General features: G+C 57.4%; 1 protein-coding gene and 1 pseudogene. Both read right to left on the reverse strand.

Translation table 11 applies throughout. The annotated features are described in order from the left end of the window. Window positions 1-225 (reverse strand): annotated as a pseudogene (locus EOA60_RS38545) (hypothetical protein); the annotation flags it as partial. Between the two features lie 225 nt (window positions 226-450). After that, window positions 451-705: M20/M25/M40 family metallo-hydrolase (locus EOA60_RS35755; RefSeq protein WP_128312770.1), on the reverse strand; the 255-nt coding region annotated here is incomplete at its 5' end.

The raw sequence follows: 705 nt of genomic DNA on the forward strand, positions 1-705 counted from the left end.
CGGCAGGAGGATCAGGCTTGTCGCCGCCACGGGAACGCCCACTGCAGCAGCTAACGCTGCCTGATGCCGCACCGAATAGCCGCAGTTTGCCGTGATGGCGACCGCGCCGCGAGCAACGAGCCGTTGGGCCGCTGCGATATATGCAGCTTCCAGTGAAGGATCTCCCTGGATAACATTGTCGGCCCAGGCGCCGGCGACAGTCTCAGCGACGATCGGAAAGCCCAATCTTTCCTTGAATGCGTCAATGGCATCCTCTGAAGAGGATTCACCCGACTTGGCACCTCTCTCAAGGTTCAGGATTCCTAGGGCACGAGGTGGGGTCGACAAACTGCGCTCCAGTTCAGGTTACCTGGTAATTATGACACTTGGGACTGCGTCAGCCTTTTCAAAGTACGGCTACGGCGGACTGAAGTCGCTGAATCGCGCGCCGCCGTGAAATGCCTATTTCACTCAGCGACCAAGGGCCTGTTCTACGACATTCACCCAGTACGCAATTCCGAACGGGATCGCGTCGTCGTTAAAGTCATAGGCAGCATTATGAACTGGGGCTGAGTCGCCATTGCCCAGAAATATCAGCGCACCCGGCCTGGCGTTCAGCATATATGCGAAGTCTTCGGCACCCATGACTGGTTGTACCTTATCGTTGACGGCATTGGCTCCGCCGGTCCTGCCAGCCGCTTCTATCGCTAACGTAGTGGCTTGTGT

Origin of the sequence: Mesorhizobium sp. M1A.F.Ca.IN.020.06.1.1 (assembly GCF_004023265.1) — a bacterium.
Classification (GTDB): Bacteria; Pseudomonadota; Alphaproteobacteria; order Rhizobiales; family Rhizobiaceae; genus Mesorhizobium.